Origin of the sequence: Novimethylophilus kurashikiensis, from assembly GCF_003112435.1 — a bacterium.
Lineage (GTDB): Bacteria > Pseudomonadota > Gammaproteobacteria > Burkholderiales > Methylophilaceae > Novimethylophilus > Novimethylophilus kurashikiensis.
This window is the reverse complement of record NZ_BDOQ01000003.1, coordinates 615,145-640,675: the sequence shown is the minus strand read 5'-3', so window position 1 is coordinate 640,675 and position 25,531 is coordinate 615,145. Positions and strand designations below refer to the sequence as shown.

General features: G+C 51.4%; 24 protein-coding genes and 1 pseudogene. 22 read left to right on the top strand and 3 right to left on the bottom strand.

From position 1 onward, the window contains the following. Window positions 1-10 precede the first annotated feature (10 nt). The 3 genes and pseudogenes from epsC to NMK_RS06555 all read left to right on the top strand — a co-directional run. On the top strand, window positions 11-889 hold the full coding sequence (epsC, locus tag NMK_RS06565) for a serine O-acetyltransferase EpsC (RefSeq protein ID WP_109015093.1): 879 nt from the start codon (window positions 11-13) through the stop codon (window positions 887-889). Window positions 890-1,026: 137 nt separating this feature from the next. Then, window positions 1,027-1,944, top strand: a complete 918-nt coding sequence (locus NMK_RS06560) for a family 2A encapsulin nanocompartment shell protein (protein ID WP_109014941.1) — start codon at window positions 1,027-1,029, stop codon at window positions 1,942-1,944. A 22-nt stretch (window positions 1,945-1,966) separates the two neighbouring features. Continuing rightward, window positions 1,967-3,400: pseudogene (locus tag NMK_RS06555) on the top strand (family 2A encapsulin nanocompartment cargo protein cysteine desulfurase); the annotation flags it as partial. Window positions 3,401-3,888: 488 nt separating this feature from the next. Here NMK_RS06555 and gyrB read toward each other — a convergent pair. From gyrB to dnaA, 3 genes are all read right to left on the bottom strand, one after another. Further along, window positions 3,889-6,285, bottom strand: a complete 2,397-nt coding sequence (gene gyrB, locus NMK_RS06550) for a DNA topoisomerase (ATP-hydrolyzing) subunit B (protein WP_109014940.1) — start codon at window positions 6,283-6,285, stop codon at window positions 3,889-3,891. Between the two features lie 40 nt (window positions 6,286-6,325). Next, a complete protein-coding gene (gene dnaN, locus NMK_RS06545; protein WP_109014939.1) occupies window positions 6,326-7,426 on the bottom strand; it encodes a DNA polymerase III subunit beta in 1,101 nt (366 codons plus the stop codon). Between the two features lie 198 nt (window positions 7,427-7,624). Next, window positions 7,625-8,980 carry a chromosomal replication initiator protein DnaA gene (gene dnaA, locus NMK_RS06540; protein WP_109014938.1) on the bottom strand — a complete coding sequence of 452 codons (1,356 nt, stop codon included), beginning with the start codon at window positions 8,978-8,980 and terminating at the stop codon, window positions 7,625-7,627. A gap of 180 nt (window positions 8,981-9,160) precedes the next feature. Between dnaA and rpmH the strand changes: the two genes are divergently transcribed. The 19 genes from rpmH (at window position 9,161) to glmU (ending at window position 25,530) form a co-directional block, all read left to right on the top strand. Then, window positions 9,161-9,295: a 50S ribosomal protein L34 gene (gene rpmH / locus NMK_RS06535; RefSeq protein ID WP_109014937.1), complete on the top strand. Its 135-nt coding sequence runs from the start codon at window positions 9,161-9,163 to the stop codon at window positions 9,293-9,295. A gap of 44 nt (window positions 9,296-9,339) precedes the next feature. Beyond that, entirely contained in the window at window positions 9,340-9,708 is a 369-nt protein-coding gene (gene rnpA / locus NMK_RS06530) for a ribonuclease P protein component (protein WP_370848410.1), read from the top strand. Then, the gene (yidD, locus tag NMK_RS06525; protein WP_370848408.1) at window positions 9,659-9,889 is read left to right on the top strand and encodes a membrane protein insertion efficiency factor YidD; all 231 of its coding nucleotides are present in this window, start codon (window positions 9,659-9,661) and stop codon (window positions 9,887-9,889) included. The genes rnpA and yidD overlap by 50 nt, the downstream gene beginning before the upstream one ends. 13 nt (window positions 9,890-9,902) lie before the next feature. Further along, window positions 9,903-11,519 (top strand): membrane protein insertase YidC, encoded by a 1,617-nt coding sequence (gene yidC, locus NMK_RS06520; RefSeq protein ID WP_109014934.1) that lies wholly within the window; start codon window positions 9,903-9,905, stop codon window positions 11,517-11,519. Then, window positions 11,488-12,852 carry a tRNA uridine-5-carboxymethylaminomethyl(34) synthesis GTPase MnmE gene (gene mnmE / locus NMK_RS06515; protein ID WP_227871392.1) on the top strand — a complete coding sequence of 455 codons (1,365 nt, stop codon included), beginning with the start codon at window positions 11,488-11,490 and terminating at the stop codon, window positions 12,850-12,852. Before yidC ends, mnmE begins: the two co-directional genes overlap by 32 nt. A 96-nt stretch (window positions 12,853-12,948) precedes the next feature. Continuing rightward, entirely contained in the window at window positions 12,949-14,853 is a 1,905-nt protein-coding gene (gene mnmG / locus NMK_RS06510) for a tRNA uridine-5-carboxymethylaminomethyl(34) synthesis enzyme MnmG (protein WP_109014932.1), read from the top strand. Then, window positions 14,850-15,470: a 16S rRNA (guanine(527)-N(7))-methyltransferase RsmG gene (rsmG, locus tag NMK_RS06505; protein ID WP_109014931.1), complete on the top strand. Its 621-nt coding sequence runs from the start codon at window positions 14,850-14,852 to the stop codon at window positions 15,468-15,470. Before mnmG ends, rsmG begins: the two co-directional genes overlap by 4 nt. Continuing rightward, window positions 15,467-16,237, top strand: coding sequence for a ParA family protein (locus tag NMK_RS06500; RefSeq protein ID WP_109014930.1), 771 nt, complete (start codon window positions 15,467-15,469; stop codon window positions 16,235-16,237). Before rsmG ends, NMK_RS06500 begins: the two co-directional genes overlap by 4 nt. Continuing rightward, the gene (locus NMK_RS06495; RefSeq protein ID WP_109014929.1) at window positions 16,230-17,087 is read left to right on the top strand and encodes a ParB/RepB/Spo0J family partition protein; all 858 of its coding nucleotides are present in this window, start codon (window positions 16,230-16,232) and stop codon (window positions 17,085-17,087) included. Before NMK_RS06500 ends, NMK_RS06495 begins: the two co-directional genes overlap by 8 nt. Window positions 17,088-17,199: 112 nt before the next feature. After that, window positions 17,200-17,586: an ATP synthase subunit I gene (locus tag NMK_RS06490; RefSeq protein WP_109014928.1), complete on the top strand. Its 387-nt coding sequence runs from the start codon at window positions 17,200-17,202 to the stop codon at window positions 17,584-17,586. 9 nt (window positions 17,587-17,595) lie between these two features. Beyond that, entirely contained in the window at window positions 17,596-18,405 is an 810-nt protein-coding gene (gene atpB, locus NMK_RS06485; protein ID WP_109014927.1) for a F0F1 ATP synthase subunit A, read from the top strand. 43 nt (window positions 18,406-18,448) lie between these two features. Beyond that, the gene (gene atpE / locus NMK_RS06480) at window positions 18,449-18,727 is read left to right on the top strand and encodes a F0F1 ATP synthase subunit C (protein ID WP_109014926.1); all 279 of its coding nucleotides are present in this window, start codon (window positions 18,449-18,451) and stop codon (window positions 18,725-18,727) included. 34 nt (window positions 18,728-18,761) lie between these two features. Next, a complete protein-coding gene (locus tag NMK_RS06475) occupies window positions 18,762-19,232 on the top strand; it encodes a F0F1 ATP synthase subunit B (protein ID WP_109014925.1) in 471 nt (156 codons plus the stop codon). Between the two features lie 7 nt (window positions 19,233-19,239). Further along, complete coding sequence (locus NMK_RS06470) at window positions 19,240-19,776, top strand: F0F1 ATP synthase subunit delta (RefSeq protein WP_109014924.1); 537 nt, start codon at window positions 19,240-19,242, stop codon at window positions 19,774-19,776. 9 nt (window positions 19,777-19,785) lie between these two features. After that, window positions 19,786-21,327, top strand: coding sequence for a F0F1 ATP synthase subunit alpha (atpA, locus tag NMK_RS06465; protein ID WP_109014923.1), 1,542 nt, complete (start codon window positions 19,786-19,788; stop codon window positions 21,325-21,327). A 13-nt stretch (window positions 21,328-21,340) separates the two neighbouring features. Beyond that, complete coding sequence (atpG, locus tag NMK_RS06460; protein WP_109014922.1) at window positions 21,341-22,204, top strand: F0F1 ATP synthase subunit gamma; 864 nt, start codon at window positions 21,341-21,343, stop codon at window positions 22,202-22,204. 44 nt (window positions 22,205-22,248) lie between these two features. Beyond that, window positions 22,249-23,646 (top strand): F0F1 ATP synthase subunit beta, encoded by a 1,398-nt coding sequence (atpD, locus tag NMK_RS06455; RefSeq protein ID WP_109014921.1) that lies wholly within the window; start codon window positions 22,249-22,251, stop codon window positions 23,644-23,646. A gap of 21 nt (window positions 23,647-23,667) precedes the next feature. Beyond that, entirely contained in the window at window positions 23,668-24,093 is a 426-nt protein-coding gene (locus NMK_RS06450; protein ID WP_109014920.1) for a F0F1 ATP synthase subunit epsilon, read from the top strand. A 63-nt stretch (window positions 24,094-24,156) separates the two neighbouring features. After that, the gene (gene glmU, locus NMK_RS06445) at window positions 24,157-25,530 is read left to right on the top strand and encodes a bifunctional UDP-N-acetylglucosamine diphosphorylase/glucosamine-1-phosphate N-acetyltransferase GlmU (RefSeq protein WP_109014919.1); all 1,374 of its coding nucleotides are present in this window, start codon (window positions 24,157-24,159) and stop codon (window positions 25,528-25,530) included. The last annotated feature ends 1 nt before the right edge of the window (window position 25,531 follow it).

Sequence of the window (25,531 nt, the reverse complement as noted above, 5' to 3'; positions counted from 1 at the left end):
AATTGGCGCAATGTCGATCGACGTTGCGCAGGAGATCGGCCATATCGTGAGTCAACTGCGCGACATTCGCGATGCCTCTCTTGAGCATCGCAATCGCCTCGGACGTCCACCCAAGCTGCCCTCTCGCAAGGTGCTGGCTACCGTCGTGGACGCTCTCGCCGCTGCGTTGTTCCCCAATCGGCTGGGTCCGGCCGGCCTGACAGAGGAAGGCATCGACTATTTCGTCGGTCACACCCTGGATACGGCGTTGCGCGACCTCACAGATCAGGTGCGGCGCGAACTTAAGTTTGCCGGCGAACAAGCGGATGCAGATATTCAGGCTCGGACATTGGTGAGGGCATTTGCTGCAGAGCTACCCCAGATTCGCAGCTTGCTGGATTCCGACGTGCTGGCTGCCTACGAAGGCGATCCTGCGGCACGCAGTATCGATGAAGTACTGGTGTGCTATCCAGGCATTACCGCCGTCATTCACCACCGCATCGCCCATGTCCTGCATTGCCTCGGCGTGCCGCTGACGGCGCGCATCATCGCCGAGATTGCCCATTCCGAGACCGGGATCGACATTCATCCAGGCGCCGAAATCGGCGAAAGTTTTTTCATCGACCACGGCACGGGCGTCGTCATCGGTGAAACTGCCGTCATCGGCAAGCATGTGCGGCTTTATCAGGCGGTGACGCTAGGCGCTAAACGGTTTCCAAAGGAGGAAAGTGGCACACTGGTCAAAGGCAACTTGCGCCATCCCATTGTCGAAGACGATGTCGTGGTTTATGCCGGGGCGACGATTCTGGGCCGTATTACCATCGGCCGCGGTTCGACTATCGGCGGCAATGTGTGGCTGACGCACAGCATTCCTCCGGATAGCCATATCGTGCAGAACCCGCACAGCTAAACTAGCGATTAGCAAGGCTCGCAAGTGATTCGCTAGCCTAGGCAATACCGCCGACCGGCACATCCGGAGGCGTACTTAATAAGAAGTCCGCAATCTGACCAGGCCACTGGAGGGGAGCAGAACCCAAAGGAAGTGTCATGGCAGATATTCACGAAGCTCAAACCGCGTTAGGCGACGTCGCCGCACGTACCCTGGCAAACGCCACCAAAACCCGCCCAATGATGGGCACCATCACGCCGCGCTGGCTGCCTCAGTTGTTGCAGTGGGTACCGGTGGAAGCTGGTATCTACCGCGTCAACAAGGTGAAGGATGCGTCCCAGGTCACCGTCGATTGCTCGCAACGCGACGAGCGCGAGTTGCCGGCTACTTATGTCGATTACGAGGAATGGGGCCGTGAGTACATGCTGTCTGCGGTCAATACCGTGCTCGATGTGCATAGCCGCGTGGCCGACCTTTACAGCAGCCCGTTCGACCAGACCGGTGAGCAGCTGCGCCTCATCATCGAAACGGTGAAAGAGCGCCAGGAAAGCGAACTCATCAACAACAAGGAATACGGGCTGCTCAACAACGTCGCCAAGGAACAGCGCATTAGCACCCGCACCGGCGCGCCGACCCCGGACGACCTGGACGAGTTGTTGACCAAGGTATGGAAAGAACCCGGCTTCTTCCTTGCCCATCCGCGCACCATCGCCGCTTTCGGCCGCGAATGCACTCGCCGCGGCGTGCCGCCCCCGACGGTTTCGCTCTTCGGTTCGCAGTTCATCACCTGGCGCGGCGTGCCGTTGATTCCTTCGGACAAGATACCGGTCAAGGGCAACAAGTCCAATATCATCCTGTTGCGCACCGGCGAATCGCGCCAGGGCGTAGTTGGCCTGTTCCAGCCAGGCTTGCAGGGCGAACAAAGCCCCGGGCTCTCGGTACGCTTCATGGGCATCAACCACAAGGCCATCGCTTCTTATCTCGTCTCGCTGTATTGCTCGCTTGCCGTGCTTACCGACGACGCGATTGCAGTGCTGGATGACGTGGTGGTGGACAAGTACCATGAGTACAAGTAACCCAGCCTATCCCGACCTGGCCGCGCTCGGCCTGCCGGAAGAGGCCGCGTTGCAGGCACATGCCAACCGTTTGTTTCGCGCCTCGGCGGCGGGAGCGGGGACAAGTTCAGTGCCGGCGACGCCGGGCTATTATTTCCTGGACTATGTGCCTTCCGGCTCCTCCGGCTTGAATGTTCCAAGCGCCAATGGCGCGTCGCCGCAATTGCCGGGGGTGTTGCCGAAAGTGCCGTTCGACGTAGACCTGGTGCGGCGCGATTTTCCGATTTTGCAGGAACGCGTGAACGGCCGTCCGCTGGTCTGGTTCGATAACGCCGCCACCACGCAAAAACCGCAAGCGGTGATCGACCGGATTTCGTATTTCTACCAGCACGAAAACTCCAACATCCACCGCGCCGCGCACGAACTGGCTGCCCGGGCGACCGATGCCTACGAAGAAGCCCGCGAGAAGGTGCGGGCGTTCCTCAATGCGGCTTCCAGCAACGAGATCGTCTTCGTACGCGGTGCCACCGAGGCGATCAATCTGGTGGCGCAGAGCTGGGGGCTGCAAAACATCGGCGCGGGTGACGAAATCATCGTGAGCCATCTGGAACATCACGCCAACATCGTGCCGTGGAAGCATCTGGCTGATGAAAAAGGCGCCGTGCTCAAGGTGATCCCGGTGGACGACGACGGCCAGATCCTGCTGGACGAATACGCGAAGCTGCTCGGGCCGAAAACCCGGCTGGTGGCTTTCACGCAGGTTTCCAACGCAGTGGGCACGGTGACCCCGGCCCAGCAGATTAGCGCCATGGCCCATGCCGTAGGCGCCAAGGTGCTGGTGGACGGAGCGCAATCGGTGTCGCACATGAAGGTGGATTTACAGGAGCTGGATGCAGACTGGTTCGTGTTTTCGGGCCACAAGGTGTTCGGACCCACCGGCATCGGCGTGGTGTATGGCAAGGAGGCATTGCTCAACGCCACGCAGCCCTGGCAGGGCGGCGGCAATATGATCGAGGACGTGAAGTTCGAGCGTATCCGCTACCAGGCTGCACCCAACAAGTTCGAGGCCGGCACGGGCAATATTGCCGATGCCGTCGGGCTTGGGGCTGCGCTGGACTACGTGACTCGACTGGGGCTCGACAATATCGCTGCTTACGAGCACTACCTGCTGGAATACGCCACCAGGCAAATCCGTGAAATTCCTGGACTGCGGTTGGTCGGCACTGCCGCGCATAAGGCCAGTGTGTTGTCGTTCGTGCTAGACGGATATTCGACCGAAGAAGTCGGCAAAGCACTCAACCATGAAGGCATCGCCGTCCGCTCTGGCCATCACTGCGCACAGCCTATCTTGCGCCGTTTCGGCCTTGAAGCGACAGTGCGGCCATCGCTGGCGTTCTACAACACTTGCGGGGAAGTTGATCTGTTGTCGGATACGCTAAATATGCTGCGTAGCGCACGGCCAGTTCGCCCCAAATAAGATTTGGATCAAATTTAGACGAGTAAAATTGGGTAATAAAAGTGCTGGTTTCATCATTCGAGCCAGCACTTTTTTACACTTAGAACTTACTGTTGTTGGCCAATTACTGCTGGGAAAATCCAGCTTATGTTTTTTATGATAGTGATGAGTAAAGCTGGAGATAGAAATTAGCTGATCTACTGCTATTGATTAAAGAGCAGACTTTCGACGTGGTAATTTAAGTTGACTGCTTGGGTCGAAAGTGAGAGTTCGCCGTCGAAGAAGCGGACACTCATCAGACCTTAGTCCCCATCGTCAAGTGTCTTTCACAAAGCTGACATCGTAGGAGCAGCACTTAAACGGCTGCTACGGCCGACACTCTGACAATCCGTTTTTCACTAAAGTTAAAAAACAAAAAGGCCCTGTCTGGGCCTTTTTGTTCATCTTCTGGTCAATTCCAGAAATCTAAAATTTTGGAAAAATCTAGAATCTGATGAGATCCTACAAGACTATACGTCCAAGTTGTTCACACCCAGCGCATTCCCTTCAATGAATGCCCTACGCGGCTCAACTTGATCACCCATTAGCGTAGTGAATATTTCATCCGCAGTAATCGCATCCTCTATCTGCACCTTGAGCAGGCGACGAACTTGAGGGTCCATCGTCGTTTCCCAAAGCTGTTGCGGGTTCATTTCGCCAAGGCCTTTGTAGCGCTGGATATTGAGGTTGGCTCGGACTTCATCGAGTAACCAGTCGAGGGCCTCCTTGAAGTTGCCAACAGCTCGCGTCTTCTCTCCGCGTTTAACGACGGCGCCTATGCCCAGCAATCCTTGTAGGAGATCAGCAGTCTTGCGGATTTGACGGAAATCGCCATTGCTCAGCAATTCATTATTGATGCTCATGCACTGCAAATTACCATGAACATATTTATTAATTTCAATGCGATAGGCTGCATTTTCCTGATCCGCAACGACATTGACTTCGGTATGGCTGCCGTGCAGTTGTGCACGCAACTGTTCCGCCGCAGAGTTAGCTTCGGACTCTGTGCCTAAGGAGAAATTAGACATATCGAGAATGGCGCGAAGGACGCCCTCATCGTAGAGAGGTGACAAGCGCTTGATCACAGCTTCCGTGAGGAACATCTCTTTTGCGATTAGGCCTAAGGCCTCTCCAGTAATCGTTTCCCCGTCACTGCGTACCTTCAACTCTGCACCATTAAGCGCGGATTGAAGCAGATGCTCGTTAAGTTCGTGATCGTCCTTAAGATATTTTTCTTCTCTACCCTGCTTGACCTTGTAGAGAGGCGGTTGGGCAATATAAATGTGGCCTCGCTCGACAAGTTCTGGCATTTGCCGGTAGAAGAATGTGAGCAGCAAGGTACGAATGTGTGCTCCGTCCACGTCGGCGTCTGTCATGATGATGATGCGGTGGTAACGTAACTTCTCCACATTGAAATCATCCTTGCCGATTCCCGTGCCCATGGCAGTGATCAACGTAGCAATTTCTGCAGACGATATGAGCTTGTCGAAACGCGCCTTTTCCACATTGAGAATCTTGCCCTTCAAAGGCAGGATGGCTTGGAATTTTCGATCGCGACCTTGCTTTGCTGACCCACCTGCGGAATCACCCTCCACCAGGTAGAGTTCACACTTAGATGGATCTCTTTCCTGACAGTCAGCAAGTTTTCCCGGCAGTCCAAGACCATCCATGACACCTTTACGACGCGTCATTTCTCGGGCTTTGCGGGCAGCTTCTCTCGCTCTTGCAGCATCAATGATCTTGGAGCAGATAATTTTTGCATCTACTGGATTTTCAAGGAGAAAATCCGAGAGCTTTTGTGCCACAACTTCCTGTACAACGGGCTGAACCTCGCTTGAAACCAGCTTATCTTTGGTCTGAGATGAAAACTTGGGTTCAGGTACTTTAACTGAGAGGACGCAGGTCAACCCTTCCCGCATGTCGTCGCCGCTGGTATCGACTTTGGCCTTTTTGGCCAATTCGTTTTGTTCAATATACGTATTGAGGGTACGGGTCATTGCTGTGCGCAATCCCGTTAAATGGGTTCCACCGTCTCGTTGGGGGATATTGTTTGTAAAGCATTGAACCGTTTCGGCGTAGGAATCATTCCATTGCATTGAAACTTCGACAGTCATTCCGTCTTTTTCGCCAATCGCATAAAAGACTTTGGGATGAAGGACGGTTTTAGAACGGTTCATATATTCCACAAAACCGCGCACCCCGCCTGAGTGGGCAAAGTTTTCTGTCTTGCCATTGCGCTGATCGATCAGCTCAATCTTTACGCCATTATTCAGGAAGGAAAGTTCACGAATACGCTTGGCCAGTATCTCGAAATGAAACTCGACATGCGTAAATGTTTCGACGGAAGCCATGAAATGAACTTCGGTACCTCGACGGTCCGTTGTTCCGGTCACCGCTAATGGAGAAACCGGGACTCCACGGTTGAATTCCATTTGGTGAACTTGTCCATTGCGGCAGATTTTGAGTTTGAGCCAATCTGATAGCGCATTGACTACCGACACCCCGACCCCATGCAAACCACCTGATACTTTGTACGAATTTTGATCGAACTTGCCCCCGGCGTGAAGTTCAGTCATCACAATTTCTGCTGCAGAACGCTTGGGCTCGTGCTTGTCGTCTTCTTTGACGTCTGTGGGAATACCACGACCGTTATCAGAGACGCTAATGGAATTATCCGGATGGATGATGACCTTGATATCGTCGCAATGCCCGGCAAGAGCTTCGTCGATGGCATTGTCCAACACTTCGAAAACCATATGGTGCAGACCGCTTCCATCTGATGTATCGCCAATGTACATCCCTGGACGTTTGCGTACTGCGTCCAAACCTTCCAGAATTTTAATGCTTGAGGAATCGTAATCTGTCATAGTGGTTTCACGTGAAACAATATTTAAGTGGCTGATTAAATTAAATTCTCATCGGCATGACAACATACCGATAATTTTGATTGTCCGGCACAGTAACTAAGCAACTGCTGTTTGCATCAGCAAATGCAAACTCTACCTTTTCGTTTTGGATGTTATTGAGGACATCAATGAGATATGTCACATTAAATCCAACATCTAACGGGTCACCGGTGTAGTTGATTTCCAATTCTTCCTCGGCCTCTTCCTGCTCACTATTGCTACTAATGAGACGAAGACTGTTAGCTCCCAAGACCATACGGATGCCACGATACTTTTCATTGGACAAAATCGAAGCGCGTTGCATGGCTTGTAAAACCATCACTCGGTTGATTTCAAACTTGTTTTGATGCCCAGTGGGAATTACACGGTTGTAGTCAGGAAACTTTCCATCAATAACCTTTGAAATCAATCGAATGTTATTGAAAGTGAAGTTAGCTTGATTGGAAGATATTTCAATCAGGACTTCTTCCTCACTATCGTCCATCAGTTTGATTAATTCTGTCACGGTCTTGCGGGGCAGGATAACTTCTTGTTTTTCAAAAGACTGTCCAAGATCGCATGAGATATAGCTTAAGCGATGTCCATCTGTTCCTACGATGTGCAGTTTTTCTGCATTGATTTCAAGTAATAACCCATTGAGATAATAACGAATATCTTGTTGGGCCATAGCAAATTCCACTTGCCGCAATAATTGGCGGAAAGCGTTCTGAGGCATTCGTAAGGTCAATTGGGTATTTGGAGTTCTTGTCATCGTGGGATAGTCCGCAGATGGCAAAGTTTGTAAGTTGAACTTACTTCTACCAGCACTGATTTGAAGACGTGAATCCTGATCAGCCAGCTTAATTTCACTGCTGTCTGGTAACGAGCGACAGATATCTAGAAGCTTTTTAGCAGAGACAGTTGTGGCAAATGAATCCCCTGTCTCATTAGGCACAGACATCGAGATTTGCATCTCAAGATCTGTTGCAGTAAGTGAAACCTGTCCATTGCTTCCTTCCAGGAGAAGATTAGAGAGGATAGGCAAGGTATGACGTCTTTCGACAATCCCGTTGACAGCGGATAACGGTTTTAAAAGAGTATCTCGATTAATATTTATCTTCATATATACACCTGATAAAAGCTAATAAAGCGACAGGAAATCTGTAGATAAGTCTATTTTTATAATAAAAACAATAAATTAACTAAACTTAAACTCGGTGAGAAAACTCTAGATAATCTGTGGATAGATTATGGACAAAAATTTCTAATAACAGAAAATGTAAGTTATCCACAATGTGTACACAAAACTATGCAAGGGTTATTAGTCACCTCTTAACACTTGGAGTAACAGGTTGTATTCCTTCACCAGGGTGGGTTCAGCGCTTTTCAGACTGTCAATTTTTTTACAAGCATGCATGACTGTCGTATGGTCACGCCCGCCAAAAGCTTCGCCAATTTCCGGAAAGCTGCTGTTGGTTAAATCACGAGCTAGCGCCATGGCTATCTGGCGTGGGCGTGCAATATTCCGAGAGCGTTTCTGAGAATACATTTCCGCAACCTTGATCTTGTAATAATCTGCTACGGTTTTCTGAATGCTCTCGATAGTAATCGATTGCACACGGCCAATAATGTCCTTCAAAGCATCTTTTACCAGATTGGTATCGATCGATTTGCCGGTAAAGTTGGCCATTGCGATCACTCGATTGAGTGCACCTTCCAGATCTCGCACACTAGAACGGATATGTTTGGCGATTAGAAATGCTACATCCTCTTCGAGTCGAATCTTTGCTGCATTGGCTTTCTCGATCAGAATGGCAACCCGCATCTCCAGTTCAGGCGGCTCAACGACAACCGTCAAACCCCAGCTGAAACGAGTTTTCAATCGATCTTCAATACCGCTGATCTCCTTAGGTAGGGTATCGCAGGTAATGACGATTTGCTTATTGGCGCCGATGAGCGATTCGAATGCGTAAAAGAACTCCTCTTGAGTACGCCCCTTTCCAGCAAAGAACTGGATATCGTCGATTAATAAGAGATCTAGGGAGTGGTAACGCTTTTTAAATTCATCAAAAGCCTTATGTTGATAGGCTTTTACTACGTCCGAAACATATTTTTCTGCATGGAGATAGCTGATACGAGCATCCGGACGTTGAGAACGCAAGTGGTTTCCAATGGCTTGAATCATATGGGTTTTACCTAACCCGACCCCGCCATAGACAAACAAAGGATTGTAAGCCCCACCTGGGTTCTCTGCCACTTGCAAGGCAGCAGCACGGGCGAGTTGATTAGCCTTCCCGGTAACGAAGTTGCTAAATGTGAGCGAGGGATTCAATCCACTAGTATCGGTTTTACTACCAGGCTTTACTTTTTTTGATTGGCTCGCGACAGGCTCTGGTGCTGGAGGAGCCGCGATTACAGGCGGCAGTTCTTGATCAGCTGCATCATCACTCAGCACCAATTCCACAGATATCGGACGAGAAAAAAAATCCTGTCCCAATTGATGAATTCGATCTAGGAATTTATCCTTGATGGATTGCATAACGAAACGATTGGGCGCGACTATGCGCAAGCATTCGTCAGAATCGTCGAGCTTGAGGGGTTTGATTAGCGTATTAAACTGCATGGATGACAGTTCGCGCTCGAATCGTCCTAGGCAGGCAAACCAGAAGTTTTCCATAGGAAGGGGTGGAATTATCTTTGGACCAGAAATCGCGGACCGCTGATTTTAGTACTTTTCCCCAACCTTATCCACAGACGGTACTGATTAAGCGAAAAGATAAATAAGTTGACAACTTGTGTGTTGGCAGAGTTTAATTATGCCCTTTTAAGTTTTTAAGTATTCAGAAAGAGGTTCGCGATGAAACGTACATATCAACCTTCCAAGGTTCGCCGCGCACGCACTCATGGCTTCCTGGTTCGAATGAAGACCAAGGGCGGCCGTGCCGTGATCAACGCACGTCGTGCCAAGGGTCGCGCCCGTCTCGCTGTTTAATTACGCGGAGCGTGGTTCGCTACGGCTTTCCAAGCCGATTGAAGTTGAAAAAAACGGATGAATTTTCATCCGTTTTTAGTTTCAAACAACGGATTTATGGAAATTGGCTGGCTGCTCACTACAAACCAAACGGGTTGGAGCACCCTAGAATCGGTATCGTTGTCAGCAAGAAGGTTGCTCGTAGGGCAGTCGCCCGAAACTATATGCGGCGAGTATTGCGGGAATGGTTTAGACATAACCAGGCAACTCTGATCGCCGTAGATATCGTCATACGTTTGAATAAGCCGTTTTTGAAAAGTGATTTTTCCACGGTACAAGCGGAATTGACGCGCATTTCCAAGCGATTACGTCTAAAATTGTTAGATGTTTCTGGAACTAACGGGAATGGCACGGCTCCTGATATTCATCATTAATGGATACCGCTGGTTGATCAGCCCGTTACTTGGAAATAATTGCCGGTTTACGCCCAGCTGTTCCCGTTATTCGATAGAAGCAATTTCAAAGCATGGAGCATTGCGCGGAAGTTGGCTGACGCTGCGAAGATTAGCCCGGTGCCATCCCTGGCATTGCGGCGGGCATGACCCTGTGCCTTAACAATTGAGAATATATGGATACCAAACGTCTTATCCTGTTTCTGATTTTTTCCTTTTCCATATTGATGCTCTGGGATGGATGGCAGCGCGAAAGTGCTCCCCCTACGATGGGCACTCAGAATGTGCAAACAGTTAATCCAACCGGAAAAACTGCTCAGCCAGTTGCCGCGCTTCCGCATTCCGACGCTTTTACGCTCCCTGCAGGTCAAAAAATCCATGTTAAAACAGACATGGTTGAAGCCATTATAGATACCCAAGGCGGCGACCTCCGCCATTTGGAACTGCTTCATCACAAGGCAACCGACAACAAAGATAAAAATTTTGTTCTGTTTGACGATCAATCGCTATCGCATCTTTACATTGCCCAGTCTGGATTGATCGGTAATGGTCTTCCTAATCATAAAGCGGCATTTGTAACCGAGAAATCGGACTATTCGCTTGAACAGGGGCAGGATAAGTTAGAGGTCCGTCTGACCTGGAAAAATGAGGCTGGACTTCAGGTAGCCAAGATCTATACCTTCCATCGCGGCTCTTATGTCACCGATTTGCGCTATGAGCTACATAATGCGAGCGGCCAAGCTGTCGACGCGTCAGCCTATTTCCAGATCGTGCACGACAGCCTATCGAGCAAGGGATCTGCGATGATGCCGACGTTCAGTGGCGCGGCTTATTTTACTGAGGGCGACAAATACAAGAAACTCAAATTCGATGAGATGAAGAAATCCAACTTGTCGAAAAATGCTACCGACGGCTGGATTGGCATGGTGCAGCATTACTTCGCGAGCGCCTGGATTTTGAAATCCGGCACTTCACGGGAGTTCTACACAAAAGATTTGGGAAATAACTTGTACTCTGCTGGCGAGGTCACTTCGCTTGGTAGTGTTGCTCCTGGCGCAACATCACAGATTGATGCTCGTCTATTCGCTGGCCCGCAAGAGCAAAAACACCTCAAAGAAGTTGCCCCTGGGTTGGAGTATACGGTTGACTATGGCTGGCTCACAGTGATTGCTACCCCATTGTTCTGGGTGCTGACGACAATTCAATCGCTCGTGCACAACTGGGGCGTGGCCATCATTCTGCTTACTGTTTTGCTCAAATTGATCTTTTTTCCCTTATCTGCTGCCAGCTACAAGTCCATGGCCCATATGCGCAAAGTGGCGCCACGGCTCCAGCAGATCAAGGAACGTTATGGCGATGATCGTGAAAAGCTGCACAAAGCCATGATGGAGCTGTACAAGACAGAAAAAATCAATCCTATGGGCGGCTGTTTGCCAATTCTGGTTCAAATTCCGGTATTCATCGCGTTGTATTGGGTGCTGCTAGGCAGCGTTGAAATGCGTCACGCACCCTTTATCTTGTGGATCAAGGATTTGTCTGCGACCGACCCCTATTATGTCCTACCTATCCTGATGGGCTTGACCATGATTATCCAGAGCAGCTTGAATCCCCCGCCGCCGGATCCTGTGCAGGCTAAAGTGATGAAGATCATGCCGGTCGCTTTCAGCGTATTCTTCTTCTTCTTCCCTGCTGGGTTGGTGTTGTACTGGTTAGTGAACAATATTCTGTCCATTGCACAGCAGTGGGCGATCAACCGTTCGATTGAAGGCGCCAGCAAAGGTGCCAAGGCCTGATGAAGGCACTATAGCCGCCATCGCCACCGCACCGGGGCGAGGCGGCATCGGTGTGATACGAGTTTCAGGGCGGGCCGCGCCCGATATCGCAGTCACCATTCTTGGACGCTGCCCCTCCCCCAGACACGCTACATATATCGACTTCCTCGATACCGATGGTTCCACTATTGACCGTGGTATCGCTATCTATTTTCCAGCGCCTCACTCTTATACCGGAGAAAATATCCTCGAGTTGCAGGGGCATGGCGGAACCGCTGTTCTCCAACGCTTGCTGCAACGATGCCTTGCTTTAGGTGCCAAGCTTGCCGAGCCCGGTGAGTTTACCAAGCGGGCCTATCTCAACGACAAGTTGGATCTTGCTCAAGCAGAGGCTGTAGCGGATTTAATCGACGCCTCTACCGATTTGGCTGCGCGTAGCGCCATGCGCTCTCTGTCCGGAGAGTTCTCTTCACATGTCCACGCCTTGCGCGAGCGGCTCATCAATCTTCGAATGTATGTCGAAGCGTGTCTGGATTTCCCAGAAGAAGATATCGATTTCATCACAGAGGGTGGCGTAATCGATAAATTGGAGTCCATCAGAAACGAATTGTCGCTCCTTTCGACTACGGCAAAACAAGGGAGCATTCTTCGCGAAGGCATTCAGGTCGTCTTGATCGGTCAGCCGAATGTTGGCAAATCGAGTCTCATGAATCAGTTGGCAGGACAGGATATTGCCATAGTGACCGCTATCGCCGGAACAACACGGGATACTATACGCAGTGAAATTCAGTTGGAGGGGGTCCCTATTCATGTGATCGATACCGCCGGGCTGCGCGAAACAGTCGATGAAGTGGAAATTTTTGGCATTCAGCGAACTTGGCGAGCCGCAGAAACTGCGCATATCGCATTAATTCTGGTTGACGCAACTCATGGCATTACCGAAAACGAAAAATCGATTTTGGCGCGATTAAGTGGCGTTCCTCAACAAATATGGATTCACAATAAAATCGATTTGGTTAATTCGAGTCCTGAAATTCGGGAGGTGGATGGAAAAACGCATATTTTCCTGTCCGCCAAAACGGGACATGGTATTTCCCTCCTGAAGCAGCATCTACTCGAACTTGCCGGATGGCGAGCTGGGACAGAAGGCGTTTTCATGGCTCGCCAGCGTCACTTAAAAGCGCTGGATGGTGTTTCACAATCTATTGAAAATGCGAAGAAAAACCTCAATCAGGCCGAGCTCTTAGCGGAAGATTTAAGGCTGGCGCAAGAGTCTTTGAACGAAATCACCGGCGAGTTCACTTCAGATGATTTGCTAGGAGAAATTTTCGGTCGATTCTGTATCGGCAAGTAAACGTTCCACGTGAAACACAAGGTTTTGGCCTGACAACGCGTGTTTCATGCAGTATCATTAACGACTTTTCTCAATGGGCAGAAAAGCCGTTTTCTAATGCAATTCCCTGAAATATTTGATGTAATTGTGGTGGGTGGTGGCCATGCCGGCACAGAAGCCGCATTAGCCAGTGCGCGCATGGGGCGAAAAACCCTTTTATTGACTCACAATATCGAAACTTTAGGGCAAATGTCATGCAATCCGTCCATTGGCGGGATTGGTAAGGGACATTTGGTCAAGGAAGTGGATGCGCTTGGTGGCGCAATGGCCACTGCGACCGATGAGGGTGGTATCCAGTTCAGGATACTCAATTCATCCAAAGGCCCTGCAGTCAGGGCTACTCGCGCTCAGGCTGATCGCATTCTTTACAAAGCAGCTATCCGGTGGCGCTTGGAAAACCAGCCCAACCTATGGCTGTTTCAGCAGGCGGTCGATGACGTCATTATTGAGGGTGACCGTATTGCTGGAGTCATTACCCAAATCGGTCTACGGTTCAAAGCCAAGGCGGTTGTGCTGACGGCGGGAACCTTCCTGAATGGGCTCGTGCATGTTGGGCTAGAAAACTACCGTGCAGGGCGAGCCGGAGATCCCCCGGCAATTTCATTGGCTGCGCGGTTGCGGGAGTTGAGCCTGCCTGCGGGGCGTTTGAAAACAGGTACACCTCCTAGGATTGACGGTCGCACGATCGATTATTCCGTACTGGAGGAACAACCAGGGGATGATCCTGTACCCGTGTTTTCTTTTCTAGGAAGTCCCGAACAACATCCACAACAGCTGCCTTGCTGGATTGCGCACACCAACGAACGTACGCACGAAATCATCCGCAGTGGGTTGGATCGCTCGCCCATGTATACAGGTGTGATTGAGGGGGTCGGTCCGCGCTACTGCCCTTCGGTTGAAGATAAGATCATGCGATTTGCCGGAAAGGAGTCGCATCAGGTTTTCCTCGAGCCTGAGGGATTGGCGACAAACGAAATTTATCCGAACGGGATTTCTACTAGTCTCCCTTTCGACGTGCAAATCAACCTCGTACGCAGCATCAGGGGTTTGGAGAACGCACACATTCTTCGGCCTGGCTATGCCATTGAATACGATTATTACGACCCGAGAGGGTTAAAGAATTCGTTTGAAACGAAAGCTATTCAAGGTCTGTTTTTCGGCGGGCAAATCAATGGTACGACTGGCTATGAAGAAGCCGCGGCGCAAGGTCTGTTAGCGGGTATTAACGCTGCCTTGTATGCCTGGGATGAGCCGGCCTGGTGTCCGTCTCGGGATCAAGCTTACATTGGCGTGCTGGTAGATGATTTGATTACTCGTGGCGTCAGCGAACCCTACCGTATGTTTACCAGCCGAGCCGAGTATCGGTTGATGCTGCGTGAAGATAATGCCGATATACGATTGACAGAGGTTGGCCGCAAAATAGGGGTTGTCGATGATGTTCGTTGGGAGGCATTTAGCAGGAAACAAGAAGCTATTGCGCGGGAAACTGAGCGTTTGAAAAGAACTTTTGTTTACCCGGCAATGTTGGATGAGACGATAGCTACCGCTGTCCTTGGTAAGCAGATCGAACGTGAATACCCGCTCTTCGAATTGCTACGTAGGCCCGAAGTGAGTTACGAAGCCCTCCTCTCGCTAACTGGAGATGAAGGTGAAAGTGATCCCCAGGTACGGCAGCAGCTGGAGATTAGTGCTAAATATCAGGGGTACATCGATCGCCAGCAAGATGAGATTCAGCGCTCTCGTTATTATGAATCGTTAGAAATACCAGAGGATCTCGATTACCGAGATGTGAAGGGGTTGTCGATTGAGGCGCAGCAGAAACTCAATGTCTACAAGCCCCAGACGCTGGGCCAAGCCGGACGAGTGTCTGGCATTACCCCGGCGGCAGTCTCATTATTGCTTGTATATCTTAAGAAAAAGTACAAAGCCAAAAATACCAAGGATTTGGGAGACGCTGCTTGAGCCAAGAACAATTGCTGGGGGATGGCTTGTCTGCATTAGGGCTGGCCTTGTCGCGGGAAACACAAGAAAAACTGCTCGAATATCTGGCGTTGATCAGTAAGTGGAACAAGGTGCACAACCTAACCGCAGTGCGAGATCCGGAGGAAATGGTGGGTTTGCATCTACTAGATAGCCTCGCGGTGCTCCCTCATTTGAAATGCTCGACGCTGTTGGATGTTGGCAGCGGCGCAGGCCTCCCAGGAATTCCGCTAGCTCTGGCGCGACCAGATCTTAAGGTGACGATCCTTGATTCAAGCCATAAAAAGACAACATTTCAGCGACAGGCAAAAGCAGAACTTGGAATTTCTAACCTTGAAGTTGTGTGCTCACGCGTAGAGCAATTCAAGCCTGCTCAACAGTTCGATTGTGTCATCTCCCGCGCGTTTTCAGATATTGCAGAATTTTTGAAACTGACTGCGCATCTAGTGGAACCTGATGGGCATTGGCTCGCGATGAAGGGGGTTTACCCCTATGAGGAGCTTGCTCAGGCTGGATTAGAGAATGTGGAAGTAGTCCCCCTGAGTGTGCCGGGTGTGGAAGCACATAGGCATCTTGTTCGTATTGAGGCAAAAAAATGAAAATCCTTGCAGTAACGAACCAGAAAGGTGGGGTTGGCAAGACGACCACTTGTGTCAATCTCGCTGCATCCTTAGCCGCAACCAAAAGAAGAGTTCTACTGATCGACCTTGACCCACAGGGTAATGCAACGATGGGGAGCGGGATCAACAAGGATGCCCTTGCTTCCTCGGTGTATGACGTACTCATTGATGACAAGGCGCTTACGGAAGTTATGGTACGAACCGAAAAGGGTAAATACGATGTGGTGCCGGCGAATCGCGAGTTGGCTGGGGCGGAGGTTGAGCTAGTCAATGAGTTTGCGAGAGAAACGCGACTTAAAAGCGCATTGGCAAAACTACAAGATGAATATGATTACATCTTGATCGACTGCCCACCTGCATTGAACCTAATTACCGTTAATGCACTGACAGCTGCACAATCGGTCCTGATTCCCATGCAATGTGAGTACTACGCGCTTGAAGGTTTGTCCGATTTAGTTAAAACCATCAAAAAAGTCCGCGCACATCTTAATCCTGTACTGGAAGTAGAAGGCTTGCTCAGGACGATGTTCGATAACCGAAATATGCTGGCGCAGCAGGTCTCGGCTCAGCTGGAACGTCATTTCGGCGACAAGGTATACCGGACGGTGATCCCAAGAAACATCCGTTTGGCTGAGGCGCCGAGTTATGGCGTCCCTGTGTTATTCCATGATCGCGCATCGAAAGGTGCCCAAGCTTATCTTGCGTTAGCAGGCGAGATTATCAATAGAGGTGTTAAGAATGGCTAATATGAGGGGGTTGGGGCGTGGGTTGGACGCTTTGTTGGGCGGCGATTTGGAAACGGTTGCCAGCAATGATGCGCTTCGTACGATGAAGGTTGGCGCCTTGCAGCCGGGCAAGTATCAGCCCCGGACACAAATGGATCAGGATTCCTTGCAGCAACTGGCCAGTTCAATCAAGACGCAGGGCATCATGCAGCCAATTCTAGTGCGGGCTGTGACTTCAGAAAAATACGAAATCATCGCCGGTGAGCGCAGGTGGCGCGCCGCTCAGCTGGCTGGGCTTGCCGAAGTGCCAGTCCTGGTCCGTGAAATCCCGGACGAAGCCGCTTTGGCGATGTCTTTGATCGAGAACATCCAGCGCGAAAACCTGAACCCCTTGGAAGAAGCAGTTGGGATCAAGCGGCTGGTGGATGAGTTCAGCATGACACATCAACTTGCGGCGGATGCGGTGGGCCGGTCGCGAGCTGCAGTAACCAATCTCTTGCGTTTGCTTAATCTAGCGCAACCAGTCCAGGATTTGTTGATGCAGGGAAAGATCGACATGGGGCATGCGCGCGCTCTGCTCTCCCTCAATGGAGCTAAGCAAATCACGACGGCGGAATATATTTCCCAGAAACAACTTTCGGTGCGCGAAGCTGAAGCCTTGGTAAAGCGGTTGATGGATAACGGTGAAAGCAATTCCAAGCCGGACAAGAAAGAAGACAAGGACGTATTGCGACTTCAGGAAGAGTTGGCTGAAAGCTTGGGTGCGAAAGTTAGGATTCAAGCATCTAAGAGCGGTTCTGGGACGGTAAGTATTCGCTATCACAATTTGGACCAATTGGATGATTTGATCGCCATTATGAAAAGACGATGATTCTCAAGCCAAGCAAAGTGAAATGAAAAAATCACTTTTGACTTGACTAGAAGGTCCGAAATCGTTGAAAATCTTTTGGTTTAGCTAAGCCGATGTGGGACGAGGGCAAGCAATGGATAATGTAACAAGTATTGCTACGGCTTTCGATAAGGCCCTTCGCCGGCAGCTGATCGTGACGCTGGTGCTAAGCATCTTGGCATATTTCGCTGCTGGCATGAACGCGGCCACATCAGTATTAGGCGGTGCTGCTGCAGCAATTTTAGGCGGATATGCAGGCATGAAAGTGGCAGAGGGCGGTAAAGCAAGCACGCCGGGCGGCGCACTCATGGTGCTGCTTAAGGCTGAGGCTGTAAAGCTCGGTGTGATTGCCGTGCTGCTGTTTGCGGTATTTAAGTTTTATAAGGGGTTGGTTCCACTGGCCCTGATTGGTGGTCTTGCTTGTGCGGCGCTCATCTCGGGCGCAGCGTTGCGGACCTTGGATGCTGATAAAAATTCGTAGGGTTTAGGAATGTCGACTGAACAAGCGCTGACGCCAGCGAGCTACATTGAGCATCACCTCAGCTTCAATGCGAAGGCTGTGGGGGATGGTGGTTTTTGGACGCTCCATATGGACACCTTGGTAATGTCCTGGTTGTTGGGTGCGGTTGCCTTTGGTTTGCTGTGGTGGATCGTTCGTGGCGCAACCGCTGGAGTGCCTACCAAGCGTCAGGCCTTTGTGGAGTTGCTGGTGGATTTTGTTGATACCCAAGTTAAAGGTATTTTTCACGGCAATCGTCATGCTTTCGTTGCTCCAGCAGCCTTGACAGTGTTTGTCTGGGTTCTGCTGATGAACGCAATGGACTTCCTGCCTGTGGATGTGATGGGGCAGCTTTATCACAATGTGCTGGGTTTGCATGCATGGCGTAGCGTCCCGACTTCGGATGTGAACACGACCTTCGCATTGGCGCTCTCAGTATGGCTGCTGATGATTTTCTTCAGCATCAAAGTCAAAGGTATTGGAGGGTGGGTTCACGAGTTATTCTGCTCCCCTTTCGGTTCTAATCCTTTAGTGTGGCCAGCCAACTTCCTGTTCAATCTGATTGAGTATGTGTCTAAGCCCCTTTCTCATTCGCTGCGTTTGTTCGGCAATATGTATGCGGGCGAAATTATTTTCCTGCTGATCGGCATGTGGGCGGCAACCGGGCTTTCCGGTTCCATCTTCGGTTCGATTCTTGGTGCAGGTTGGGCAATCTTCCATATCTTGATCGTTGTGCTCCAGGCATTCATTTTCATGATGTTGACCGTCGTCTACATTGCGATGGCTCACGAAAGTCACTAACCCTTTTCTTCACCCTCTTAAAATCTCGAAAGGAAATCTAAAGATGGAAAACTTGCAACTGTTGGCGATGATTCAGGCGTACACCGGTATCGGTATCGGTTTGATCATCGGTCTGGGCGCTGCTGGTGCTTGCGTGGGTATCGGTATCATGTGTGCCAGCTTCCTGGAAGGCGCTGCTCGCCAACCCGAAATGATTCCTGCACTGCAAGCAAAGGTTTTCCTGCTGCTGGGTCTGATCGACGCTTCCTTCATTATCGGTGTTGGTCTCGCCATGATGTTCGCGTTTGCAAATCCGCTGTTGGGCGTTGTTGCTGCTCACTAAGTTATAGGCTGGGTTTTAACAGCTAGGAGCTGAAATGAACATTAACCTGACACTGCTGGCACAGGCCGTATCGTTCGCGATCCTGATCTGGTTCACGGTGAAGTTCGTATGGCCGCCGTTGCTGACGGCGGTTGAAACTCGCCAAAAAACCATTGCCGACGGTCTGGCCGCTGCTGAACGCGGCAAGCATGATCTGGAACTGGCATCCAAGCGCGCAGCACAAGAGCTGCACGCTGCCAAGGAAAAGGCATCTGAAATCATTGCTCAAGCTGAAAAGCGTGCAACTGAGATCATCGAAGAAGCCAAAGGCAACGCTAAGATCGAGGGTGATCGCATCATCACCGGTGCCAAGGCTGAAATCGAGCAGGAAGTGAATCGTGCCAAGGAAGGTCTGCGTCAGCAGGTTTCCGAATTGGCGATTACTGGCGCCGAGAAAATTCTGCGCCGTGAAATCGATACCAAGGCGCATGCCGACATGCTGAGCGCCATCGCCAAGGAGCTGTAAGACTATCATGGCTGAAGCGGTCACCATTGCAAGACCTTATGCCGTAGCCGTATATCGGCTGGCTAAGGAAAAGAACGCGCTAGCGCGCTGGTCCGAAATGCTGGCATTTGCGACGGCGGTTTCTTCCGACCCGCAAATGCTGGCGCTCAACGATGATCCCAACACCCCCTCCTCGCAAGTAGAGAAGGTGTTTCTGGCAGTCTGTGGCGACAAGCTGGACGAGAGCGCAATCAATTTGATCAAGCTGCTCGTCGAATACGACCGCCTTAACCTGTTGCCTGAAATCGCTCGGTTGTTTGAAGAGTTGAAGGCTAACGACGAAGGTGTGCTGGATGCCGAAATTACGGCAGCTACCCAACCTGACGAAACGCAAGTGAACATGCTGGTAAGCCAGCTGGAAGCACGTTTCAAAAAGAAGGTTCTGGCACACGTCAAGGTTGATCCGGAAATTATTGGTGGCGTGATGATCGAGATCGGCGACACCGTTATAGACGCTTCGGTGCGTGGCCGCCTCCAAGAGATGGCGTATACGCTGAAAGGTTAGGAGACATAAATGCAGTTAACCACTTCTGAAATCAGTGAACTGATTAAGAGCCGGCTGGAAAATTTCAATGCCAGCGCTGAGGCTCGTACTCAAGGCACCGTGGTCTCCGTGACCGACGGTATCGTACGCGTCCACGGTCTTTCCGACGTGATGCAGGGCGAAATGCTTGAATTCCCGGGCAATACCTTCGGTATGGCCCTTAACCTGGAACGCGACTCCGTCGGTGCCGTGGTTCTGGGTGAATATGAACACATCTCCGAAGGCGCTACGGTCAAGTGTACCGGCCGCATTCTGGAAGTACCGGTCGGCCCGGAGTTGCTCGGTCGCGTGGTCAACTCCCTAGGTCAGCCGATCGACGGCAAGGGACCGATCAACGCCAAGCTCTCCGACAAGATCGAAAAGGTGGCTCCTGGCGTTATCGCCCGTCAGTCGGTTTCGCAGCCTGTGCAAACCGGCCTCAAGGCAATTGACTCCATGGTGCCGGTTGGCCGCGGTCAGCGCGAACTGATCATTGGCGACCGTCAGACCGGTAAGACGGCTGTTGCGGTCGACACCATCATCAATCAAAAGGGCCAAGGCGTTAAGTGTATCTACGTCGCTATCGGTCAAAAGGCTTCGACCATTGCTAACGTGGTGCGTAAGCTGGAAGAGCACGGCGCGCTGGAATACACCATCGTCGTGGCTGCTTCAGCTTCCGAATCCGCAGCGCTGCAATTCATTGCACCGTACGCAGGTTGCACCATGGGTGAATACTTCCGTGATCGCGGCGAAGACGCGCTGATCGTGTATGACGACTTGACCAAGCAAGCTTGGGCTTATCGTCAAGTGTCCCTATTGCTGCGCCGTCCTCCCGGCCGCGAAGCTTATCCTGGCGACGTTTTCTACTTGCACTCCCGTCTGCTCGAACGTGCTGCTCGCGTGAACGAGGAGTATGTTGAGAAGTTCACGAACGGTGAAGTCAAGGGCAAGACCGGTTCTTTGACCGCGCTGCCGATTATTGAAACCGCTGCTGGCGACGTATCTGCATTCGTGCCGACCAACGTGATTTCTATTACCGACGGTCAGATCTTCCTGGAAACGGACCTGTTCAACGCTGGTATCCGCCCCGCTATCAACGCCGGTATCTCTGTGTCTCGCGTCGGCGGTGCTGCGCAAACCAAGGTCATCAAGAAGCTGGGTGGCGGTGTTCGTCTGGCATTGGCTCAGTACCGCGAACTGGCTGCATTCGCGCAGTTTGCATCTGACCTTGACGAAGCAACCCGCAAGCAGCTCGAGCGCGGTCGTCTGGTGACGGAACTGATGAAGCAGGTTCAGTACTCGCCGATGAGCGTCTCTGAAATGGCTGTGTCTCTGTACGCTGCTAACGGCGGTTACCTGGACGATGTGGCGGTAAACAAGGTTCTATCCTTTGAATCCGCACTGCTCTCCTTCCTGAAGTCCAAGTACAAGAGCCTGATGGACAATATTGAGTCCACCAAGGATCTGAGCGGCGACGACGACAAGGCTTTGGCCGCCGCCATCAAGGACTTCAAGGCGACCAACGCTTACTAAGCCGGAGGCCCGAATGGCTGGCAGCAAGGAAATACGAACCAAGATCAAGAGCGTTGAAAACACGCGCAAGATCACCAAGGCCATGGAGATGGTGGCCGCATCCAAAATGCGCAAGGCGCAGGAACGGATGCGTGCTGCCCGCCCCTATGCCGAAAAAATCCGTAACGTGGCAGCGCACTTATCGCATGCTCACCCTGAGTACAAGCACCCTTTCCTGGTCGCACGTGAGAACGTGAAAAATGTCGGGATTGTCGTGGTGACCTCGGACAAGGGTTTGTGCGGTGGCTTGAACACCAACGTGCTGCGTCTCTCGCTCAACAAGATGAAAGAGTGGGAAAGTTCTGGCAAGAAGGTATCTGTGAGCGCTATTGGCAACAAGGGCCTGGGATTCATGAGCCGTATCGGCGGTAATGTGCGCTCCCAAGTGACCGGGCTCGGTGATGCGCCGCATATGGATAAGCTCATCGGACCGCTAAAGGTCATGCTGGATGCTTATGTCGCTGGCGAGATCGATGCGCTGTACGTTAGCTACACCCGCTTCATTAATACCATGAAGCAGGAAGCTGTCGTTGAGCAGATTCTTCCGCTTTCCGGTGAACGGCTGGGAGCTGCTGAAGGCCGTTGGGACTACATCTACGAGCCTGATGCGCAAGTCATTATTGACGAGTTGATGGTGCGTTACGTGGAATCGCTGATCTACCACGCTGTTGCTGAAAACATGGCTTCCGAACAGAGCGCTCGTATGGTCGCAATGAAGGCTGCATCTGACAATGCCAAGAATGTGATCGGCGAATTGAAGCTGGTGTACAACAAGGCACGCCAAGCCGCGATTACCAAGGAAATTTCCGAAATTGTCGGTGGCGCAGCTGCGGTTTAAGCGCCGTTACGGGTTAACGAATTAAAGATAGACGGGAAATCAACATGAGTTCTGGAAAAATTGTTCAGTGTATCGGCGCGGTGGTTGACGTAGAGTTTCCTCGCGAATCGATGCCTAAGGTATACGATGCCCTGGTGTTGGATGACACCAGCAGTACTTTCGCCGAAGCCGGCTTGACGCTGGAAGTCCAGCAGCAACTGGGCGACGGCGTGGTGCGTACCATTGCCATGGGTTCCTCCGATGGCCTACGCCGCGGTATGGCTGTGAAGAATACTGGTTCGCAAATTAGCGTTCCGGTCGGTCACGGCACTTTGGGTCGCATCATGGACGTGCTGGGTCGTCCGATCGATGACGCAGGTCCGATTGCAAGTGACGAAAAGCGTTCTATTCACCAAGAAGCTCCGAAGTTCGACGAACTCTCCCCTTCCGTTGACCTGCTGGAAACCGGCATCAAGGTGATCGACCTGGTTTGCCCGTTCGCCAAGGGCGGTAAGGTCGGTCTGTTCGGCGGCGCCGGTGTGGGCAAGACCGTGAACATGATGGAACTCATCAACAACATCGCCAAGCAGCACTCAGGTCTATCGGTGTTCGCAGGGGTGGGTGAGCGTACCCGTGAAGGTAACGACTTCTACCACGAAATGAAGGACTCCAACGTTCTGGACAAGGTGTCCATGGTGTTCGGTCAGATGAACGAACCTCCGGGCAACCGTCTGCGCGTGGCTCTGTCCGGCCTAACCATGGCCGAGAAGTTCCGCGATGAAGGTCGTGACATTCTGTTCTTCGTGGATAACATCTACCGTTACACGCTGGCCGGTACCGAAGTGTCTGCACTCCTGGGCCGTATGCCTTCCGCCGTGGGTTACCAACCGACGCTGGCTGAAGAAATGGGCCGTCTGCAAGAGCGTATTACTTCGACCAAGGTGGGTTCCATTACCTCCATCCAGGCCGTTTACGTCCCTGCTGACGACTTGACCGACCCTTCTCCGGCAACCACCTTCTTGCACTTGGATTCCACCGTGGTGTTGAGCCGCGATATTGCAGCCTTGGGCATCTACCCCGCTGTTGACCCGCTCGACTCGACCTCGCGTCAGCTCGACCCGCAAATCGTAGGCGAAGAGCACTACAGCGTGGCTCGTGCCGTTCAGTCCACGTTGCAGCGCTACAAGGAACTGCGCGACATTATCGCGATTCTGGGTATGGACGAACTGTCTCCTGAAGACAAGCTCAGCGTTGCTCGCGCACGTAAGATCCAACGTTTCTTGTCCCAGCCGTTCCACGTTGCTGAAGTGTTTACCGGTTCTCCCGGCAAGTACGTTCCGCTTAAGGAAACCATCAAGGGTTTCAAGGGCATCGTCAACGGCGAATACGACCATCTGCCTGAGCAGGCTTTTTACATGGTCGGCGGCATCGAAGAAGCTGTTGAAAAAGCGAAGTCCCTGTAATTACAGAGGCAAAGAGAGATTATGGCAATGACCATCCACGTCGATGTGGTAAGCGCTGAAAAATCCATTTACTCCGGGCTGGCAGAAATTGTGGTCGCCCCTGGCGTAATGGGTGAGCTCGGCATTCTGCCACATCACTCTCCGCTCATTACTCGCATCAAGCCGGGTCCGGTCCGCCTCAAGGTGCCGGATCAGGCCGAAGAAGAAGTTTTCTTCGTTTCCGGCGGAATCCTCGAAGTCCAGCCAGGTGTGGTAACTGTCCTTGCCGACGTTGCTATGCGTGGTCATGACATCGATGAAGCCAAGGCGCTTGAAGCCAAGGCAGCCGCAGAAGATGCAATGCGTAATAAAGGCTCTGAAATCGATTATGCGCGTGCTCAAGCTGAGTTGGCAGAAGCTGTCGCTCAGATTGCAACGCTTGAGAAGATCAAAAAGAAAACGCACTAATTCAGTAGGTTATAACTATATCAAGGCAGCCAGTGGCTGCCTTTTTTGTTTTATACTTACGCAATGCAAAAACCCCCCCTTAACGTCGTTATCCTTGCTGCAGGCAAGGGGACGCGCATGTACTCCGATCTTCCAAAAGTTCTTCATCCGTTAGCTGGCCGCCCTTTACTCAATCACGTCCTAGATACTGCTAGAAATGTCGATGCGAACAAAGTGTGCGTTGTATATGGTTTTGGCGGGAATATGGTTCCAGACACTATTGCAGACCAGAGCATCGCATGGGCTCTTCAGGCTGAGCAGAATGGAACAGGTCATGCAATGCAGCAAGCACTGCCACATCTTGACGTCGATGCGACTGCATTGATGCTATTAGGGGACGTACCGTTAATTGAGGAAAGCACCTGTCGCGAGGTTATTCAGCAAGCCGAGAACGGTAATCTGGTCGTATTGACCATGAATAAAACTGATCCTAAGGGTTATGGGCGGATTGTTAGGAATGCCGATGGGAATATCACATCCATCGTTGAACACAAGGATGCAACGGAGCACCAACGAACAATCCGCGAAGTAAATACCGGAATCATGGCTGCACCTGTAGAACGGTTGAAGAAATGGTTACAACAACTGCGCAACGATAACCAGCAAGGCGAGTACTACTTGACGGATATCATCGGTATGGCCGTCATGGAAGGCTTGCCCGTGACAAGCGTACAAGTCAAGCATGAACACGAAGCCATGGGCATTAACAGCAAGGCTGAGCTTGCCTTGGCCGAGCGTATTTTCCAGCGACGACAGGCAGATGCACTGCTGGCGAAGGGAGTCACGCTAGCAGATCCGAGCAGAATAGACATCAGGGGATCAATAAATTGCGGACGTGATGTCTTCATAGACATTAATTGCCTATTCGAAGGTGATGTAGAACTAAGCGACGGCGTTACGATCGGACCCAACTGCATCATCAAGAACTCGTGTATAGCATCAGGAACCACTATTCAGGCCAACTCAGTCATGGAAGAGGCACGTATTGGCGAAAATACCAGAATAGGTCCATTCGCACGAATTCGCCCTGGCACTGTCATCGAAAACCAGGCCCATGTCGGGAATTTCGTTGAAGTGAAAAACAGCCGCATTGGTGAGGGTAGCAAGGTCAATCATTTGAGTTATATTGGCGACAGCGATGTTGGCTGCGATGTGAATGTGGGCGCTGGAACAATTACCTGCAATTACGATGGCGTTAACAAGCACAGAACGGTCATCCGCGACCGTGCCTTTATTGGTTCTGATTCACAGTTGGTGGCACCAGTTGAGATTGGGGAAGGCGCAACCATCGCGGCCGGATCGACCATTACGAAAAACGCTCCGGCTGGTGAATTGACCTTGTCTCGGGGCAAGCAAGTTACGATTAGCGGCTGGAGACGGCCAGAAAAGAAGAAATAGT